General features: G+C 39.7%; 20 protein-coding genes. 17 read left to right on the top strand and 3 right to left on the bottom strand.

The genetic code is table 11. The annotated features are described in order from the left end of the window. The 3 genes from hisC to hisG form a co-directional block, all read right to left on the bottom strand. Complete coding sequence (gene hisC / locus DRW42_RS08265; protein ID WP_113948364.1) at nt 1–1,041, bottom strand: histidinol-phosphate transaminase; 1,041 nt, start codon at nt 1,039–1,041, stop codon at nt 1–3. A 161-nt stretch (nt 1,042–1,202) separates the two neighbouring features. Then, complete coding sequence (gene hisD, locus DRW42_RS08260; protein ID WP_113948363.1) at nt 1,203–2,525, bottom strand: histidinol dehydrogenase; 1,323 nt, start codon at nt 2,523–2,525, stop codon at nt 1,203–1,205. A 49-nt stretch (nt 2,526–2,574) separates the two neighbouring features. Further along, nucleotides 2,575–3,426 carry an ATP phosphoribosyltransferase gene (gene hisG / locus DRW42_RS08255; RefSeq protein ID WP_113948362.1) on the bottom strand — a complete coding sequence of 284 codons (852 nt, stop codon included), beginning with the start codon at nt 3,424–3,426 and terminating at the stop codon, nt 2,575–2,577. Between the two features lie 274 nt (nt 3,427–3,700). Between hisG and DRW42_RS08250 the strand changes: the two genes are divergently transcribed. From DRW42_RS08250 to DRW42_RS08170, 17 genes are all read left to right on the top strand, one after another. Further along, nucleotides 3,701–5,263, top strand: coding sequence for a L,D-transpeptidase family protein (locus tag DRW42_RS08250; RefSeq protein WP_113948361.1), 1,563 nt, complete (start codon nt 3,701–3,703; stop codon nt 5,261–5,263). Nucleotides 5,264–5,684: 421 nt separating this feature from the next. Further along, entirely contained in the window at nt 5,685–6,260 is a 576-nt protein-coding gene (locus tag DRW42_RS08245; protein ID WP_113948360.1) for a TerD family protein, read from the top strand. Between the two features lie 15 nt (nt 6,261–6,275). Then, nucleotides 6,276–6,944, top strand: coding sequence for a TerD family protein (locus DRW42_RS08240; RefSeq protein WP_113948359.1), 669 nt, complete (start codon nt 6,276–6,278; stop codon nt 6,942–6,944). A gap of 49 nt (nt 6,945–6,993) precedes the next feature. Further along, a complete protein-coding gene (locus DRW42_RS08235; protein ID WP_113948358.1) occupies nt 6,994–7,545 on the top strand; it encodes a TerD family protein in 552 nt (183 codons plus the stop codon). Between the two features lie 13 nt (nt 7,546–7,558). Then, nucleotides 7,559–8,218 carry a TerD family protein gene (locus DRW42_RS08230; RefSeq protein ID WP_113948357.1) on the top strand — a complete coding sequence of 220 codons (660 nt, stop codon included), beginning with the start codon at nt 7,559–7,561 and terminating at the stop codon, nt 8,216–8,218. Further along, nucleotides 8,218–8,625: a hypothetical protein gene (locus tag DRW42_RS08225; protein WP_113948356.1), complete on the top strand. Its 408-nt coding sequence runs from the start codon at nt 8,218–8,220 to the stop codon at nt 8,623–8,625. The genes DRW42_RS08230 and DRW42_RS08225 overlap by 1 nt, the downstream gene beginning before the upstream one ends. 9 nt (nt 8,626–8,634) lie before the next feature. Further along, complete coding sequence (locus DRW42_RS08220) at nt 8,635–9,273, top strand: vWA domain-containing protein (RefSeq protein WP_113948355.1); 639 nt, start codon at nt 8,635–8,637, stop codon at nt 9,271–9,273. A gap of 5 nt (nt 9,274–9,278) precedes the next feature. After that, nucleotides 9,279–9,914: a vWA domain-containing protein gene (locus DRW42_RS08215; protein WP_113948354.1), complete on the top strand. Its 636-nt coding sequence runs from the start codon at nt 9,279–9,281 to the stop codon at nt 9,912–9,914. Continuing rightward, complete coding sequence (locus DRW42_RS08210) at nt 9,911–10,384, top strand: hypothetical protein (protein WP_113948353.1); 474 nt, start codon at nt 9,911–9,913, stop codon at nt 10,382–10,384. Before DRW42_RS08215 ends, DRW42_RS08210 begins: the two co-directional genes overlap by 4 nt. A gap of 45 nt (nt 10,385–10,429) precedes the next feature. Continuing rightward, nucleotides 10,430–10,915, top strand: coding sequence for a hypothetical protein (locus DRW42_RS08205; RefSeq protein WP_113948352.1), 486 nt, complete (start codon nt 10,430–10,432; stop codon nt 10,913–10,915). A gap of 60 nt (nt 10,916–10,975) precedes the next feature. Continuing rightward, nucleotides 10,976–12,028: a TerY-C metal binding domain-containing protein gene (locus tag DRW42_RS08200; protein ID WP_113948351.1), complete on the top strand. Its 1,053-nt coding sequence runs from the start codon at nt 10,976–10,978 to the stop codon at nt 12,026–12,028. Between the two features lie 2 nt (nt 12,029–12,030). Further along, nucleotides 12,031–13,455 (top strand): PP2C family serine/threonine-protein phosphatase, encoded by a 1,425-nt coding sequence (locus DRW42_RS08195; protein ID WP_113948350.1) that lies wholly within the window; start codon nt 12,031–12,033, stop codon nt 13,453–13,455. A gap of 8 nt (nt 13,456–13,463) precedes the next feature. Next, complete coding sequence (locus tag DRW42_RS08190; RefSeq protein WP_113948349.1) at nt 13,464–14,972, top strand: helix-hairpin-helix domain-containing protein; 1,509 nt, start codon at nt 13,464–13,466, stop codon at nt 14,970–14,972. Between the two features lie 92 nt (nt 14,973–15,064). After that, a complete protein-coding gene (locus tag DRW42_RS08185) occupies nt 15,065–15,757 on the top strand; it encodes an NUDIX hydrolase (protein WP_113948348.1) in 693 nt (230 codons plus the stop codon). Between the two features lie 68 nt (nt 15,758–15,825). Beyond that, nucleotides 15,826–16,659: a ribose-phosphate diphosphokinase gene (gene prs, locus DRW42_RS08180; RefSeq protein WP_113948347.1), complete on the top strand. Its 834-nt coding sequence runs from the start codon at nt 15,826–15,828 to the stop codon at nt 16,657–16,659. A gap of 7 nt (nt 16,660–16,666) precedes the next feature. Then, nucleotides 16,667–17,158, top strand: a complete 492-nt coding sequence (locus tag DRW42_RS08175) for a nucleoside 2-deoxyribosyltransferase domain-containing protein (RefSeq protein WP_113948346.1) — start codon at nt 16,667–16,669, stop codon at nt 17,156–17,158. A gap of 253 nt (nt 17,159–17,411) precedes the next feature. Further along, complete coding sequence (locus tag DRW42_RS08170) at nt 17,412–17,933, top strand: O-acetyl-ADP-ribose deacetylase (protein ID WP_113948345.1); 522 nt, start codon at nt 17,412–17,414, stop codon at nt 17,931–17,933. Nucleotides 17,934–17,945: the final 12 nt, after the last annotated feature.

Raw genomic sequence — 17,945 nt, 5'->3', positions numbered from 1 at the left:
TTAAAATTTTTCTAAAACAGTTAATAGTTTGTCGTTTTCTTCTTTTGTGCCTACGGTAATCCTTAAACAACCTTCGCATAAAGTTACTTTAGAACGGTCTCGCACGATGATACCCTGATCTACCAAAGTATCGTAAATTTTCAATGCATCGGTAACTTCTACGAGGATAAAATTTGCATCTGATGGATATACTTTTGTTACTGCATTTACATTGTTTAAAGCGATCGATAAACGCTGTCTTTCTGCAACAGATGCCTTGATCCAATCGTTAACCTGCGCGATATTTTTTAGTGCTTCGAAAGCTAAATCCTGGGTAGCCTGATTGATGTTATATGGTGGCTTAATTTTGTTTAAAACATCGATCACTTTTGTTGAAGAAAAAGCCATGCCCAAACGCAAAGCTGCAAGGCCCCAGGCCTTCGAAAAAGTTTGTAAAATCACCAGGTTTCCGTATTCGGTTAACTCCTGAATAAAGGTCTTCTGTCGGGCGTAATTTATATATGCTTCATCCACTACAACGATGCCATTAAAGTTGGCTAAAATGGTTTCAATATCTTCTCGGTTTATCGAATTTCCTGTCGGATTATTTGGTGAACAAATGAAAATTAATTTGGTGTTTTTATCAATCGTTTCTGCGATCTTTTCCATGTCCAGTTGGAAGTTCGGAAGCAGGCTCACTTTACGTATTTCTACATCATTTATGTTAGCCGAAACTTCGTACATTCCATAAGTTGGAGGAAGCACAATTACGTTATCTTTTCCAGGATTACAGAAAGCACGGAACAACAGATCGATGGCTTCGTCGCTACCATTTCCTAAAAAAGTATTCTCAATTGGTACACCTTTTATTTTGCTGATTGCATCTTTTAAATCCAGTTGTAAAGGATCAGGATAGCGGTTATAATTTGCCGGTAATGGCGAACCATAACTGTTCTCGTTTGCGTCTAAAAAAACAGATGCCTGACCTTTAAATTCGTCCCGCGCGGTAGAGTAGGGGCGAAGGTTTTTTATATTTTCTCTTACTAAATCGTTAATGTCCATTTTTTAAGGTAAAAGGTAAAAGGTAAAAGGTAAAAGGGATTGGCGAATTGCCTAAAGCTTTCTACATTGTACTTTTTACAGGTTTTATTGAAATGATTTTATCTTCCGGTTGATTACACTGATTAAGTGATTTCACCAATTGTTTTCTCCGTTGGTTTGTTTTATGTCGTTTTATCTTCGGACATCGGACCTCCGACTTCGGACTCAAAATTTAATCTGATACTAACAGCATTCTTATGCGCCTCCAGGCCTTCTGCTGCGGCTAATATTTCGACAGTAGGGCCAATGTTGCTTAATCCGGTGGCTGATAACTGTTGAAAGGTGATTTTTTTCAGAAAAGCATCGGTAGAAACGCCTGAATAAGCCTTTGCAAAGCCGCTGGTTGGTAGGGTATGATTGGTTCCCGAAGCATAATCGCCAACACTCTCCGGTGTAAAATTGCCTAAAAATACTGATCCTGCATTGATAATCAATGGAATAAGGCTTTGAAACTGCTCTGTAGCCAAAATTAAGTGCTCAGGTGCATATTCGTTAGAAAATTGCATCGCTTGCTCCAGATTTTCCGCTAAAACCGCATAAGAATTGGCGATTGCTTTGGCCGCAATATCCTTTCTAGGCAATATAGCAAGCTGATTCTCAATTTCTTTTAGGGTTTGATTGATAATTTCCTCAGAAGTAGCCACTAAAATGGCCTGACTATCAGTGCCATGTTCGGCCTGTGCTAATAGATCTGCAGCAATAAATGCAGAATTTGCGGTTTCATCAGCAATTACCAAAACTTCTGATGGACCAGCGGGCATATCGATGGCCACCTTGTTTTGTACCATGGTTTTGGCGGTGGTTACGTAACGGTTGCCAGGACCAAAAATCTTATAAACCTGTGGCACACTTTCCGTTCCGAAAGCCATTGCAGCAACAGCTTGCGCACCCCCAATAAGGTATACTTTTTCGATACCCAAAAGCACCGCGCAATAGGCCAGGTAACAGTTGGTTTTGCCATCATTTTGTGGGGGCGAACATACCACTATTTCTTTACATCCGGCAATGATTGCAGGAGTAGCAAGCATTAAAAAAGTGCTTGGTAAAACAGCAGTTCCGCCCGGGATATAAAGTCCTACTTTTTCAATTGACCTCGATTCTCGCCAGCATACAACGCCCGGCATAGTTTCAATTTTATCTTCGGTTTTTAACTGCGACTGGTGAAAAGTTTTAATGTTCTGATAAGCGGTATCGATGGCTTTTTTTGCATCGGCCGGAATGGCTGAGGCAATTGCTTTTAATTCTCCGGTATCCAAAAAAAGTTTTTCCAGTTCAACTTTATCAAAGGCTTTTGCGAAATTAAAAAGGGCCTGGTCGCCATCTTTTTTTACCGTGCTGATGATGTCGGCTACCCGCTCTTCAACCAGTTTATCGTCTTCAATCTGCCTCGAACAAAGCTCTTCAATTTTTGATTTAGATAAATCCTTATAATTGTAGATTTTCAATGTTTTATAATTTAAAATTAACTAATAGTTAATATGTTTTTAAATAATTTTACCTGATTATTTTTTCGATAGGCATTACCAGGATACCTTCTGCGCCTGCGGCTTTCAGACTGTTTATTTTGTCCCAGAAATCCTCTTCAGCAATTACCGAATGAACGGCTACCCAGTTTGGTTCGAAGAGCGGAACCACAGTGGGACTTTTAACACCGGGAAGTAAATCTACTACTTTTTGAAGGTTATCTTTTGAAACATTCAGCACCACATATTTATTCGATTTTGCACTGAGTACGGAGCGGATGCGCTGCAACAGTTCGGCAACTTCCGGATTGTCGGCGATTGATTTGTTGCCGATTAAAACTGCTTCTGATTGCATTACATCGGCGAAAGGTTTTAGCCCGTTGCTTTTTAATGTTCCGCCGGTAGAAACGATATCAAAAATGGCATCGCTCAATCCTAAACCAGGGCCAATTTCAACCGATCCGGAAATGGTTCTGATATCAGATTTGATCCCTTTTTCCTGTAAGAATTTTTCGAGGATTACGGGGTAAGAAGTAGCAATGGCTTTACCATTTAATTCTTCCAAATTCTGGATGCCACTGGTGGCCTGAACAGCAATTTTTAAAGTGCATTTTCCGAAGCCTAGTTTCTGTAGATAATCTACTTCAGCTTTCGTTTCCACAATCACATTTTCGCCAACTATACCCAGGTCGGCAATGCCATCCTGTACGTATTCAGGGATATCATCATCACGTAGAAAAAGGATTTCCAAAGGGAAATTAGTAACGGTCGAGATTAGGGAGCTTTTGTAGTTTTCGAAAGATAAACCACAATTTTTAAGTATTTCTACAGATTTTTCGTTTAACCTACCCGATTTCTGGATAGCGATTTTAAGTGTTTTCAATGTATTGAATATAGAGTGAACAGGAAATTATTTTACGGAAAAAAGTCTTGAAGTACAAAACAAACATATCTTATCGCCTATCGGCGATGGTGCAAATGTAAGTGATGGTTCAAAGTTAAATTCATAAATTATTTCTGCCAGTATCAATACGTTAGCTGATAAGCGCTGGCAAATATAGTGTTTGAAACCGTAAAACAAAAAATAATGGCACTTAATTTGCCATTATGCTGTTTTTATTGCCAATAACCTTTATTTTGTATTAAAATTTAACATTTTGAAAAAGTTTCGCTTTCTGATTTTACCCTTTATCTTGTTCATTTCTGCCTGTGGATGGTTTAAAAGCCCCCCCGAGATCGGAAAAGTATTAGCTGAGCATTTTAATAACAAAATTTATAAAGATTTCGATACTGTAGCTTATGATAGCGTTTTTGTGAAGACTATGGACAGTCTTTCTGTTAAATTTGTTAATCCTAAAACCATTAAAGCTTTTTACGCCAATAATTATACGCAGCCAAAATTGGTTACACAATTTTATATCAATGGGGAGTTGGATTCGCTGGTGAGTTATCTAAATCAAAGTAAGGTACATGGTTTTAATCCAAAGATTTTTAAGGGAGATGAGATTAAAGAACTCCTTGCAGCATTAACCGCCAATAAATTTAAAAAGGTTGAAGAGAGTTATCCGGTAATTGCCAAACTCGAATTATTATCGGCCAATGCTTATTTAAATTATAACAATTACCTTAAATATGGAGTGGTCAATCCACGTAGTATTTTCTCCCGTTATTACATTAAAGTAAGGCGTCCGGATAGTGCCGGAATGCAGCGTCTTTTAGATAGCAAAAACCTGCTCGATACATTGAGATCTGTTCAGCCGAAATCGGCGCAGTACAAAGCTTTGCAGTCGGCCTATTTAAATACAGATGCGGAAAGTGAGAAGCGGATTTTACTGTTGAACATGGAACGTTTCCGATGGAAAATGCCGGAGACCGGCGACAATTATGTGCAGGTAAATATTCCTGATTTTAGGTTGACCTGGCTGGACAAAACCGATACGGTAATTTCGATGAAAGTATGTGTGGGTGGCAAGCGCGAAAATGGTTATGAAGACAAGCTAAAAGCCTTTGCAAAATCAGGTAATTTAGATGATAAACCGAAGAACCATGAGACGCCTTTATTGTTCAGTAAAATCAATTCCATTCAGGCTAATCCGATATGGAATATTCCGGTAAGTATTGCGCAAAGTGAGATCTATTGGATGGCCCGGAAAGATCCTTTTTATTTATCGAATAGTAACATCAAAGTGTACTACAAAGATAAGCTGATTGGCGAACCTGATACCATCAATTGGAACAAATATTCGAGGGATAAATTGCCCTTCAAATTTAAGCAGGGATCGGGCGGTGGAAATGCCTTGGGCAAGTTTAAATTTATCTTCGATAACAGCTCGAGTATTTACCTTCATGATACCAATAATAAAAACGGATTTAACCTCAGCAACCGGGCCATCAGCCATGGTTGTGTGCGCATCGAAAAGCCTTTGGAGTTTGCCGAGCTTTTGGTAAAAGATACTTATACTTATGATAAACTGAGGGCCGAAGTAGATTTGCCCCCTGTTGATAGTACCCATGTAAAATGGTATAAAAAACGTTTGGCCCAAAAGGCCGATACCACCAAGGCTTTTCAGTTAAAACCGGCATGGTTTGCGCCCAAAAAAGCAGTGCCATTAATCATCACATATATCACGGCCTGGTCTCAAAACGATAAGATCGAATACCGGCCCGATGTTTACGGAATGGATGAAAAACTCTGGACCGCGATGAAAAAGTTCAGATAAATTGCTAAATGTGCAGTCAGATGTTACCATCTCACTGATTCAAAAATTTAAACGATAACTAAAGGCTGATCTGATTAAATTGGTAAACATTATTTCTATTTTGTCAGATAGTAATATCCGGCACCACATCTCTGCCAGATTCTCAAAAGGATCTGGCATTTTTTTAAATCCGCATTTGGAATTAGCATTCAAACTAATATATTTGTTTATAAACATTTAAACCGATAAACAGGGTTACAGGATATAAAAAAAATTAACGCTCAATCCAATCGCTGTAACCATTCCATATCCCTATTATTGAAACGATACAATTGCTGTTAAAGGTAGTTTGTTCTTTTCTTCCGATCCTTATTGCGTAAAACCGCGATATTGATGATCTACATCTCATTTACACATATAATATTTTAAAAATTTTTTAATAATGGCTATTAATCTACAAAAAGGACAAAAAATTGATATCGGATTATCAAAAATCACTTTAGGCCTGGGTTGGGATCCGAATGAGGGTACCGGCTACGATTTTGATCTTGATGCTTCCGCATTTATGATCAACTCGAGCAGGCTGATCCCCGAAGAAGAATATTTTGTTTTCTATGGCAATACCGATTCTCCCGATCAGGCTTTGCACCATACCGGCGACGATCCGACAGGAGGGAACAGTGCCGACGGTGATGATGAAAGTATCCAGGTTGATTTATCAAAAGTTGATCCCCAGATCCAGGAAATATTATTTGTGGTTACCATTCATGAGGCCATAAGCCGTAAACAGAATTATGGTCAGGTAAGGAATTCCTATATCCGTGTTGTTGATGACAGTAACGGTCAGGAGGTTGCAAAATATGAATTGGGCGAGGATTTTTCTATCGAAACCGGTGTAGAATTTGGCCGTTTATACAAACGGGAAGGTAAATGGAAGTTTGAGGCATCTGGCATTGGTTATCGCGAAGACCTGTCGTTTTTCCTTTCCAAATATTTTAAAGGTCAGATTATTAAATAGCAGTTTAAACACGTTATGGCAATAAATTTGGTAAAAGGTCAAACCATTGATCTCCGTAAAAATGATAAAGGTGAAACTTTCGACCTGTCGAAAGTGACCATGGGTTTGGGTTGGGATGTGCGTCAGAAAAATACCGGTTTCCTGGGTAAATTATTCGCTCCAAAAGAAGAAGAATTCGACCTGGATGCGATTGCTTTTTTATTGGGTGCCAACGATAAAGTACTCAATTTGGGCAGAACGGTTAATCAGAATGGCCGTCAGGTTGGATTATTCGAAGGCGATGTGATTTTCTTTAATTCCATGCGGCATCCATCAGGGAATATCTGGCTAACAGGCGATAACAGAACCGGTGCCGGCGATGGTGACGATGAACAGATTATTGTAAAACTCGATGCACTGGATCCCATTTACCAGAAAATAGTTTTTGTAGTATCCATTTACCAGGGGCGGCAGAATAACCAGCATTTTAGCATGGTCGAAAATGCTTTTATCAGGGCCGTTGATGCGCATGGAAAAGAAATTACCAGGTACAGCCTTTCGGGGGATGCATCGTTAAACGGAATGTGTACCATGGTTTTTGCCGAAGCTTACCGTAAAGATGGTGGATGGAAATTCAGGGCCATCGGAGAACCACATCAAACCGATAATTTCCTCGAAATTTTAAAGAAATATATCAATACATAAAATAAATGAACCACTGTTCAGTGAACGTTGAACAGCAAATTAACCAGATATGGCAATTAACCTGCAAAAAGGACAACGGGAAGCAATTAATGCCCCTCAATTTACCATCGGACTTGGATGGGATACCAACAGTGCATCAACAGGCTCCGCGTTTGATTTAGATACTTCTGTTTTTGTATTGGGCGATAATAAAAAATTACTTTCTGATTCGCATTTCGTTTTTTATAATAATTTGAAAACACCTGATGGTGCCGTACAACATTCAGGCGATAACCTCACCGGTGATGGTGCCGGCGATGACGAACAGATTAAAGTAGACCTTTCTAAAATCGGCCCGGCTGCTGCCGAAATCTGTGTGATAGTTACCGTGCATGATGCAGAGAACAGGAGACAAAATTTTGGGCAGATCCGCAATTCTTACATCAGGGTATTGGATGGCGCCAACAACGAGGTGCTTAAATATGAGCTGGAAGAAGATTTCTCGATAGAAACTGCTGTTGAGTTTGGAAGGATTTACAAACGTAACAACGAATGGAAATTTGAAGCTGTAGGGATTGGAATGAAGGATGGATTGGAGTTTTTCTTAAATAAATACAACTAAACCACATTTAATTATGGCAATTAATTTATCAAAGGGCCAAAAAATAGACCTGAGGAAAGAAAGCGGGGCCACTTTAACCAGCTTTTGTGTAGGGGTAAACTGGGGAGCGATTGAAACGAAGGGATTTTTAGGCCTAACTACCAAGAAACAAAGTGTAGATCTTGATCTTAGCTGTATCCTCATTGATGATAACAATAACCTATGCGATCATATTTATTCGCCACTTTATAGAATTGATTTTTTGCAGCAGTTTGGTTTGCCAAAAGGTAAACTGGTTTCTTTAGATGGCGCTTTAAGGCATACCGGTGATGATTTGGAGGGTGATTCGGGGGGCGATGATGGTTTGGATAACGAAATTATCACGGTCGATTTATCAAAAATCGACCCCAAAGTGGCCAAAATATTCTTCTTCCTGAATAATGTGGGCAAAGAGGATTTCTCTCAGATTCCGTATTCAAAAATCAGGATGTATGAAGGAACACCTACACAGGTAAAAGAGGTTTTTGCTTCTTATAACGTATCTGCCGAATCGGGTTATGCCGGCAAAAAAGCGCTCATTATGGGCAAACTTTATAAACGCAACAACGAATGGAAATTTGATGCCATTGGCGATCCTACACCCGATTCATTTTTAGGGCAAACTATCCACTTAATTTTAAAATCTTATCTGTAATGGCTATTAAAAATATCGAAGGCTTAACCGGCGACGAAATCAGGGATCTGGTTGATCAGGGTGGTAAATTTGTGATGTATAAATATTGTATCTCAGTTATAATCCTGACGTTTAACCGGCCGTCTGACTTTTATTTTATCCCTCCCGGGCAAAGCCGCATTACACCGGGTTTGGGTTATCTGGCCATCAGTTTTTTCCTGGGCTGGTGGGGAATTCCATGGGGTCCGATTTATACCATTGGTAATATTGCAAGTATTTTGGGTGGTGGCAAAGATTACACTTACGAAATTTTAGCCCACATTAACCAAAACGATCCTACTTATGGTGCAGGTAATAGCTATAACATACCAGGGCACGTACAATCACCTAACCGGGAAACAGCAGATACATATTCTGTTCCGCAATAATTTAAGCATATGAGAAGACTTCCAGTATATCTTTTGTTGGATACATCGGGTTCTATGAGTGGGGAACCCATTGAAGCTGTAAAAAATGGTGTTCAGGTAATGATCAGCGCTTTGAGGCAGAATCCGCAAGCGATAGAAACTGCTTTTATCAGCATCATTACATTTGATAGCTCCGCGCAGCAGGTTATCCCGCTTACCGATCTGGCCTCTTTTCAGATGGTTGATTTAAGGGCAAGCGGCACTACCGCTTTGGGCGAAGCTTTAAAATTAACGGCTAACCGGATTGATCACGAGGTTGCAAAAACTACCGCTGAACAAAAAGGTGACTGGAAACCTTTGGTTTTTATCATGACAGATGGAATACCGACAGACGATTGGTTACCGGGTTTAAACGACTTTAAACAGCGTAAAACCGCATATACCGTAGCCTGTGCCGCAGGAACCGGAGCAGATACTGCTGTTTTAAAACAGATAACCGAAAACGTGGTAAGTTTAGATACCGCCGATTCAGCAAGCATAGGCAAGTTTTTTCAGTGGGTAACTGCATCTATTGGTGTAAGCTCTACAAGGGTAGAAGATGGCGGGAAAGAAATACAGGGCTTTAAAGAGCTGCCACCACCTCCGCCCGAATTAAATATTGTTATTTAAAGTATATGAGAAGATTACCTGTTTATTTTTTGATCGATACTTCAGGTTCGATGTATGGCGAACCCATTGAGGCCTTAAATAATGCCCTGAGCGGTATGGTAAATACATTAAGGACCGATGCGCAGGCGCTGGATTCGCTATGGATCAGCATGATTACTTTCGATCGGGAGGTTAAGGAAATTGTACCCCTAACCGAACTTCCCTCTTTTCAGCTGCCCGAAATTAACTGCCCGCAAAGCGGGCCAACACATACCGGCCAGGCGCTCGAAATGTTGTACGAAAAAGTAAAACTCGATGTAATTGTGGGCAGTGCTACGCAAAAGGGCGACTGGAAACCGCTTTTGTTTCTTTTTACCGATGGTAAGCCCAGCGATCTTCAACTGTACCGCGAAATGTTACCTAAAATTAAATCGCTAAATTTTGGGGCAATTGTTTGCTGTGCTGCCGGGCACCTGGCAAACGATTCGCTTTTGAAAGAACTTACACCCGATGTGGTACATTTAGATACGGCCGATAGCGCTACGTTGAGGCAATTTTTTAAATGGGTTTCTGAAACCATCGAACAGGGAAACAAAAGTCAGGGAACGGGAGAAAGTGTAACCTTGCCACCGCCGCCAAGCGAAATTACGTTGATTGTATGATAGGTTTGTTATTTAACATTGTACAGGGATTGGATACGACTGTTAAAGTTGTCAATTACATGCTTCCCGAAAATCATGGGACAAGGTTGCCACCCATAGATGCCAATCCGTTTTTAGATGGTGCTTTAGACAATGTCGTTCATTGTTATGAGAGCCATAAAAATTTAAACTTTGGCTTCGAACATACAATAACAAAGCTGAAAGCATTGAATCAGGATGATTTTATCATAATGAAAGCTTTAAAATGTGAATATTGTTTATACCTGATTGTATATTATCTGGACGTCTTCGACCGTACAAATAAACTGGGCGAAACCAAGGAGGCCAGGAATAAAATGATTACCTATTTTTCCATCAATTACCTGCAGGCCAATAATAATGTGATTATTTACGGCTGCAAAGCCAGTAATGACAGGATGCAGCAGATACATAAAAATATTGGCAGCCAACTATACCTCGCCACAATTTAATGTTACTAAAAACTTAATCAAACTAAAATATATTAACCTCTCCAAATGGGCATTTTTACCGTAATCAGCATTATCATCTCAATAATCAGTTTCATTATTAAAAATTTACCTAAAAACGATAACGAAAGCAGTTATACCTCATACGCAACAGATACCGTTGCTGGAATATTCCAAGAAACAACCCTTGATGGGATTTTAATCTGTTATGAAACCTTCAAACAGCCTAATTTTAACATTTACCAGGCTCAATTAGATCTGAGAAACAGCCAAAACAGCGATTTTAAGCTTCTTGCGTCAGATTTGCAGGGCGATTGTCTTTATTTAAACGTGCAGTTTATCGATATTTTTGATAAAAAGAGTAAAAACAACGAAACGGTATCATTTGCCAATAGGGTAAATACCTATTTTTCGATTAACCATTTAGAAGGGACAGATAATGTAGTGATTTACGGCTGTACCAATTATAATCAGCGGATTAAGGATGGTTATGGCACAGTTGCAAAAGAAATCCGTAAGGTTATATTCAGGTAATTCCGCTAATTATAAGTCAAAATAAAATCCGCAACCCAGATATTTCAATTTATTTATCACATGAGAAGATTACCCATTTACTTTTTAATAGATATTTCCGAATCGATGGTTGGAGATCAGATCCAGCAGGTAGAAGAAGGCATGGCAACCATTATTAAGGCCATTAAAACCGATCCTTATGCCATAGAAACCGTCTGGATTTCGATTATTGTTTTTGCCGGACAAGCAAAAACACTGGTTCCTTTGCAGGAAGTGGTTAGCTTTTATCCGCCAAAATTTCCGATTGGTGGCGGAACATCTTTAAGTAAGGGTTTGGGGCATTTAATGTTCCAGATGAGAAAGGACATTATTAAAACCACCATGGAGCAAAAAGGCGATTGGAAACCGATTGTATTTCTGTTTACCGATGGTGTACCTACCGATGATACCCAGAATGCCATTGCCGAATGGAAACAGAATTGGCAGCGCACCGCAAATATGGTGGCCATTTCTTTTGGCGACAGCGCCGATACCCGCATTTTAGCAGAACTTACCGAAAATGTGCTCCATTTTAAGAATGCAACCACTGATGATTATAATAAGTTTTTTAAATGGGTAACAGATTCTATTAAAACCAGCAGCATCAGTGTAGAAAATAACGAGTCGGGTTTCGAACTCGCAAAACTGGATGGCGATACCCTTTCTAAAATCGATATTTCCAAAGCGCCTGCTACCAAACAGTATATTGATAATAATTATGTGGTGTTATCGGCCAAATGCCAGAATACAAAGCGGCCATACCTGATGAAATACCGCAAAGTAATTAACGAATCAGGTTTTGATGGCTTAAATCTGCAAACACAGGCTTACCGTCTGGTGGGCGGTTTTCAGGTAGATCAGTCTTATTATGAGCTGTGCGAAGAAAACGGTATACAGCAAAAAGTAAATACCGAAGAATTGATCGGGGCACCATCATGTCCATGTTGTGGTAACCAGTTTGGCCTGGCCATGTGTCAATGCCAGAAAATACACTGTATCGGCAACGAAAGCATGAGTACCTGCCCCTGGTGCGGTACTACAGGCAGTTATGGCTATGGCGAAGGTGGTTTTGATGTTGGAAGGGCCCAGGGTTAGCCATGGTTGAAACCAGAATATATATCGAAAACCTGTTTAAACGGCTAAATATTCAGTTACCGGCAAACAGACAAAAACTCTTTGAACAGTTTACAAGTGAAACATTTAATGTTGAGGCGGTTAAACTCATCATGGAAAAACATAAAATTATAATGGAGAATTGGGAGTTAAAGGTCAGGATTGACGATGTTCTGGCAAAACAGATGGTTATTCCGAATGCTACGGTTGCAAAACCATACCAGGCGACATTGGATTTTAACCAGTCGGAATTTCAGGAGATTAGTTTTGTCGAATTTGAGGGTTTGGATCAATATGGGCTTAGTTTTAACCCTGAATTTAAACGCATAGAAGGAACCCCGAAACAGAGCGGCGATTTTAAGGTGAAGATGAATTTTAAGGTTTTGGGTGAAGACGAAAATTCAGCTTTACATACAAAAATACTTTCGCTGCTGATTAATGCCAATCCGAAATCGCTCTGGAAAAATATTGCCAGCGATGATCAGAAAGACGCAGCCTGGAAAGAAGAAAATTATTGGAAAGCAGACCAGGTGGAGGATTTCCGGCAGCTGGGCGATAAACACATTGTTGTTTCCTCCAAAAGAGGCAGAAGCCATGCCAATATAGGCGCTTTTAGGGAAGATGATTATGCCTTTAAACATTTTGAGGCTAACGGCTGGAGCATTGTTTGCGTGGCTGATGGTGCCGGAAGCGCAAAATTAGCCCGGCAGGGATCTAAACTTGCCTGCCGGGCAGTAGTCGAATATTTTGAACAGCATTTTACCGATGATAATCTGAAATCTTTTGACAAAACCTTATTTCATCACCATCAACAGGGCGGGGATAACCAACAGATCAGCCATTTTGTATACAATAACCTCTCTAAAGCAGCCTATTACGCCCACAAGCAGATCGAAGAATTTGCAGATGGGATAGAACAGCCCCTAAAAGATTTCCATTCTACCCTGATTTTCGCCCTGTTTAAAAAGTTCGATTTCGGCTACGCCATTCTAACTTTTGGGGTTGGCGATTGTCCGATAGGTTTGCTGAACAAAGATTTAACCGAAATTAAACTGATGAACTGGCTTGATGTTGGCGAATTTAGCGGCGGTACCAGGTTTATCACCATGCCCGAAATTTTTAGCAGCGAAAAATTTCCAACGCGATTTGGTTTTACCTTAACCGATGATTTTTCTTATCTTATGCTCATGACAGATGGCATTTACGACGCCAAATTTGTGGTAGAAGCCAATTTAGAAAAACTAGAAAACTGGAAAACATTTGTTGATGATTTAAAAGGAAATAATGAAGATCGTGCTTCAGTAAACTTCGATGCCGCAAATCAGGAAATTGCCAATCAGCTTTCTGCCTGGATGGATTTCTGGAGCCCGGGAAACCACGATGATCGAACTTTGGCCATCATTTTTTAATATGCATCATGTCGATAATTAACGTAAAATCCATCCTCACAGATCGTTCCTATCAATATGTTGATAATGGCGACCCCAAAAGCGGAACGGCTAAGAATGTATATTTTAGTCCCGACCGGAAATATGTTGTGGCTATTTTTAAAGAAAAGCAGGATTTTAACCAGAAAGAACGTTTAACTAAGATTGTAACGAAATATTTAAACCAGATACAATCAAAAGAGGCTGGCGATTATTACCTGAACGAAATATACCGCTGGCCAACCGATTTAATCGAAACCGGAGACAGAATTGGAATTATCGTCCCGATTTACAGTTCGAAATTTTTTTTCGCAAAAGGTTATTCATCTAGCGACCTGATCAAAGGAGAAGAGAAGAATGGCAAATGGTTTGCCGGTGCTAAATTCAGGAATAAGCTTTTTCCTTTAAGCCTCGATCAAACGGAACTCGGCCGCTGGTTAAATTATTTCCAGATCGGCGTTAACCTTTCGCGTGGTGTAAAAAAAATGCATCAAATGGGCCTGTCACACTCCGATTTATCTTATAATAATGTGTTGATCGACCCTTCCAGCGGTTCGGCCTGTATGATTGATCTCGATGGTCTGGTTGTTCCTGGCTTATTTCAGGCAGAAGTAATCGGAACGGCCGATTTTATTGCTCCCGAAGTATTGGCTACCAAGCACCTTAATAAAACCGACCCGGCAAGAAAACTGCCGAGCCGTTTAACCGATTTACACGCACTGGCCTGCTTAATTTATATGTATTTATTGCACAGGCACCCTTTAAAAGGTGGTAAAGTGCACGATCTCGACACCGAAAAAGATGATCTGTTAAGCATGGGCGAAAAAGCTTTATTTATTGAACATCCCACCGATTTATCCAATCGCCCTAAAATGAACCAGGTTTCTAAATGGGATACCTATTGGGCAGATGTAAATAAAATTCCATATACCATTACCGGGCCGTACCTCAAAGCTTTGTTTGATAAGGCTTTTATAGATGGTTTGCACAACCCCATGCAGCGCCCAACAGCCGAAGAATGGGAAATTGCATTGTTAAAAACAACTGACTTAATGCAGCAGTGCAGTAATATCTACTGTGATCAGAAATGGTATGTTTTCGATAATACCACAATTCCGAAATGCCCATTCTGTGGCACGAGTCATAAAGGAACATTGCCGGTTTTAGACCTGTATTACCAATTCCAGCCAGGGGTTTGGCGGCCAGAAAATCATAGGTTAATGGTTTACAGTAATCAATATCTATTTCAGTGGCATGTTAACCGGAATGTGATCAGGAATGAGCGTTTAACCGCCGAACAGAAAGTTCCTGTAGGTTATTTTACTTTTCATGAAGGAAAATGGGTTTTCGTTAATCAAACACTCACTTCCATGGTTGATAAAACGGAAGATAAACCGGTACCAGTTAACTCCATGGTCGAATTAACCGACGGCAAAAAACTGCTTTTATCAAAAGAAGATGGTGGGAGGGTTATTTTGGTTACGCTGGCGAATAAATAGATATCAATCGCATCCGTTAAGCTCAAATCTTAATACCTGAATAGAAATTGAGAAATTTATTAACTTTGTGTTGTTTTTACACAAATTAAGGAATGATCAATCAAAATATCAAAATCGCTGTTGATGCCATTGTTTTTGGCTACGAAAAAGGAACACTTTATGTGCTGGCTGTTCAGCAGCGTTTTGGTAAACTGGCCGATAGATGGGTACTGCCCGGCGGATTTATTTTGGATGACGAACCTTTGTTAACAGCAGTTGAGCGCGAACTTAAGGAGGAAGCAGGCATTACGGTTAATTACCTGGAGCAGCTGGGTACTTTTGGCGATGATATTAAGCGTGACGAACGGTTTAGGGTAGTCTCTGTAGCCTATTTTGCGCTCGTAAATCCCAAAAATTTTGTATTAAAGGCCGATACCGATGCCAAAGATGCCAAATGGTTTCCCGTTGCCGATGTGCCGCAGTTAGGTTATGATCATAATGAGATGCTGAACCTGGCGCATCAACGCTTAAAAAGTAAACTCACCTATCAGCCGATTGGTTTCGATCTGCTGGATCACGAATTTCTTTTCTCCGACCTCGAAAATTTATACTGTTCTATTTTGGAAAGGGATATCGACAGGAGAAATTTCAGAAAAAAGATTTTAAGTTTTGGAATTGTTACAGAAACGGATAAAGTGGTAAAAATTGGTGCTAGCGGCCGTCCAGGTAAGCTTTTTACCTTTGATAAGACAAAATATAACCGGCTTTTAAAGGAAAATTTCCAGTTCGACATTAGGTTTGCGTAAAATAAACACAAATTATTCTTTGGATTCTAAAAATGATTTTTATATTTGTGTAAATAATACGCAAATATATGCTAAATTTAGATCCGGGTTTCACTCCGCTAGGCGAAAAAAACTCCATAACACATAAATCTTTTCTGTTTGCAGGTGGCGAACCACATATTAAAATTACTGATGGTTTTAATACTGCCGAACCCGTAACCATTACACAAAGGATAAATTCTTTTAATGATTTAGGCCTCATCTGCATTACCGTTGATGCTTTGAAAAGAATGGGTGTAAAAGAAATCAATCTTTTTATTCCTTATTTCCCTTCAGCAAGGCAGGATCGGGTGATGGTTCCCGGTGAACCTTTATCTGTAAAAGTTTATGCTGATATCATCAATGCAATGGCTTTGGCAAGTGTTACCGTATTCGATCCTCATAGCGAAGTAACCCCTGCATTGCTTAATAACTGTGTTACGGTTTCAAATCACCAATTTATAAAAGAGGTCATTTCAAAAATCGGTACAGAGGTAAAACTCATTTCTCCTGACGGTGGTGCCTTAAAGAAAATTTATAAAGTATCCGAATTTTTAGGCGGTGCAGCGGTTGTAGAATGTTCAAAAAGCAGGGATGTAAAAACCGGAAAGCTTTCAGGTTTTAAAGTGTATTGCGATGATCTTGCCGGTGCTGATTGCCTGATTGTAGATGACATCTGTGACGGTGGTGGTACATTTAATGGTCTCGCCGAAGCACTTAAAGCCAAAAATGCAGGTAAATTATACCTGGCAATCAGTCATGGCATATTTAGCAAAGGTTTTGATGAACTGGGTAAATATTTTGAGCAGATTTTTACAACAGATTCCATTAAAGAAGTTGTTCATGATGGTGTAACGCAGATCAGATTGGCAGATATTTTATAACATAAAAATGAAAACGATACTTCCTCCGCAGGTTATTACGCCATCCGATGTTTCGGTATTTCTGGCCGGAACCATTGATATGGGCAATTCGGCTGATTGGCAGCAAAAATTTATCAATCAGGCGAATGTTGAAGAAAACCTGAAGGATGTTATTGTTTTCAACCCACGCAGGGCATCATGGGACCATAGCTGGACGCAGTCGATTGAAAACATACAGTTCAGCGAGCAGGTTAACTGGGAGCTGGATGCAATGGAAAATGCCGATGTAATTTTGTTATTCCTTGAAGGTAATTCAAAATCACCCATTTCGATGATGGAATTGGGTTTATTTGCCGATTCGGGTAAGTTAATCGTTTGTTGCGAGGACGGATTTTGGAGGAAAGGCAATGTCGATATCGTTTGTAAAAGAAAAGGGATTGATCAATATCAAACGCTAGATCAACTTAGTACAGCTGTAATTTCGAAGCTTAAAAAGTTGGTAGGTGTTAAAGCTAAATGAGTATTCAGTACCGTTAACAATAGGAAATTCGTCATTGCGAGGAGGCACGACGAAGCAATCTTACAACGATTGCTATAAACTCGTAATATAAGATTTCTACAAATCGACTGTCATCTCGACTGAAGCGCAGTCCCGAATATTCGGGAGAGAGATCTATTTAGATAGATTCCTCGACTGCGTTGCACTACGCTCGAAATGACGATGTTTTTAGGAAAGTTTGTTTCGGAACAGTTTATAAATAAAAATTCAAAAAATGATTATAGAAGTAATCAAAGCCGATATAACAACAATTAAAGCCGATGCCATTGTTAATGCTGCTAACAGTTCGTTATTAGGTGGTGGTGGGGTTGATGGAGCCATTCACAGAAAGGGCGGCAAAGCAATTCTACAGGCATGCGTAGCCATCAGGAATAAGCAAGGGAAATGCAAAACCGGAAATGCCGTTATTACAACGGCAGGTAATTTACCTGCAAAATATGTAATCCATACTGTTGGACCGGTGTGGAATGGAGAAAGTAAAAAAAATAATGCTTTGCTTGCCGATTGTTACCGTAACAGTTTAACGCTCGCCATAGAAAATGATGTTAAGGTTATTGCCTTCCCGAATATTAGCACAGGGATTTATCATTTCCCAAAAGATAAAGCAGCGGATATTGCCATTACCACGATAAATAATTTCGCAGAAAAAGAAAAGATAGAAAAGGTAATCTTCGTTTGTTTCGATGATGAAAATTACCTGCTCTATGAAGAAAAACTCAATCGCATTAACCAGTGAGATGAGTGATTA

It is taken from the genome of Pedobacter miscanthi (assembly GCF_003315595.1).
Lineage (GTDB): Bacteria > Bacteroidota > Bacteroidia > Sphingobacteriales > Sphingobacteriaceae > Pedobacter > Pedobacter miscanthi.
Note: the sequence above shows the minus strand (reverse complement) of the source record. Positions and strands in the feature narration are given on the sequence as shown.

Bases quoted from the DNA above. Each gene is read 5' to 3' on its own strand.
- DRW42_RS08205 (WP_113948352.1), top strand. From the start codon at position 10,430: ATGGGCATTTTTACCGTAATCAGCATTATCATCTCAATAATCAGTTTC.
- DRW42_RS08195 (WP_113948350.1), top strand. From the start codon at position 12,031: ATGGTTGAAACCAGAATATATATCGAAAACCTGTTTAAACGGCTAAAT.
- prs (WP_113948347.1), top strand. From the start codon at position 15,826: ATGCTAAATTTAGATCCGGGTTTCACTCCGCTAGGCGAAAAAAACTCC.
- hisC (WP_113948364.1), bottom strand. From the start codon at position 1,041: ATGGACATTAACGATTTAGTAAGAGAAAATATAAAAAACCTTCGCCCC.
- DRW42_RS08245 (WP_113948360.1), top strand. From the start codon at position 5,685: ATGGCTATTAATCTACAAAAAGGACAAAAAATTGATATCGGATTATCA.
- DRW42_RS08200 (WP_113948351.1), top strand. From the start codon at position 10,976: ATGAGAAGATTACCCATTTACTTTTTAATAGATATTTCCGAATCGATG.
- DRW42_RS08235 (WP_113948358.1), top strand. From the start codon at position 6,994: ATGGCAATTAACCTGCAAAAAGGACAACGGGAAGCAATTAATGCCCCT.
- DRW42_RS08170 (WP_113948345.1), top strand. From the start codon at position 17,412: ATGATTATAGAAGTAATCAAAGCCGATATAACAACAATTAAAGCCGAT.
- DRW42_RS08210 (WP_113948353.1), top strand. From the start codon at position 9,911: ATGATAGGTTTGTTATTTAACATTGTACAGGGATTGGATACGACTGTT.
- DRW42_RS08230 (WP_113948357.1), top strand. From the start codon at position 7,559: ATGGCAATTAATTTATCAAAGGGCCAAAAAATAGACCTGAGGAAAGAA.
- DRW42_RS08215 (WP_113948354.1), top strand. From the start codon at position 9,279: ATGAGAAGATTACCTGTTTATTTTTTGATCGATACTTCAGGTTCGATG.
- DRW42_RS08240 (WP_113948359.1), top strand. From the start codon at position 6,276: ATGGCAATAAATTTGGTAAAAGGTCAAACCATTGATCTCCGTAAAAAT.
- DRW42_RS08185 (WP_113948348.1), top strand. From the start codon at position 15,065: ATGATCAATCAAAATATCAAAATCGCTGTTGATGCCATTGTTTTTGGC.
- DRW42_RS08220 (WP_113948355.1), top strand. From the start codon at position 8,635: ATGAGAAGACTTCCAGTATATCTTTTGTTGGATACATCGGGTTCTATG.
- DRW42_RS08175 (WP_113948346.1), top strand. From the start codon at position 16,667: ATGAAAACGATACTTCCTCCGCAGGTTATTACGCCATCCGATGTTTCG.
- DRW42_RS08225 (WP_113948356.1), top strand. From the start codon at position 8,218: ATGGCTATTAAAAATATCGAAGGCTTAACCGGCGACGAAATCAGGGAT.
- DRW42_RS08190 (WP_113948349.1), top strand. From the start codon at position 13,464: ATGTCGATAATTAACGTAAAATCCATCCTCACAGATCGTTCCTATCAA.